Source organism: Paraburkholderia sp. SIMBA_054, from assembly GCF_046534875.1.
Lineage (GTDB): Bacteria > Pseudomonadota > Gammaproteobacteria > Burkholderiales > Burkholderiaceae > Paraburkholderia > Paraburkholderia hospita.
Map to the genome: position 1 here is coordinate 1 of NZ_JAWRXV010001664.1, position 238 is coordinate 238.

Consider the following 238-nt stretch of genomic DNA (forward strand, 5'->3'; position numbering starts at 1 on the left):
GTCATCGTAATGACCGGCTTGTAGATGGACAGGTGCGGCGACAAAGGACGCTGGCGCGTTACAGTCGGTTGTGTCATGGCTCTGTAGGCTTCCCTGACGTTTCTCTCCGGCCACACCCCGCTGACGAAGATCAGCGAAGCAGCCAGGTTGCGGGTTCTCCCGAACCCCAGTTCGACGTCGTCCAAAGCACAGGGAACCGGACTTTACGATCCCGCGCCGGTACGACCCAATAAAATAT

General features: G+C 58.0%; 1 protein-coding gene. It reads right to left on the reverse strand.

Annotation, left to right across the window (positions count from 1 at the left end):
• The coding region (locus SB822_RS60750) for a hypothetical protein (protein WP_410859606.1) at positions 1-185 on the reverse strand (185 nt) is incomplete at its 3' end.
• Positions 186-238: the final 53 nt, after the last annotated feature.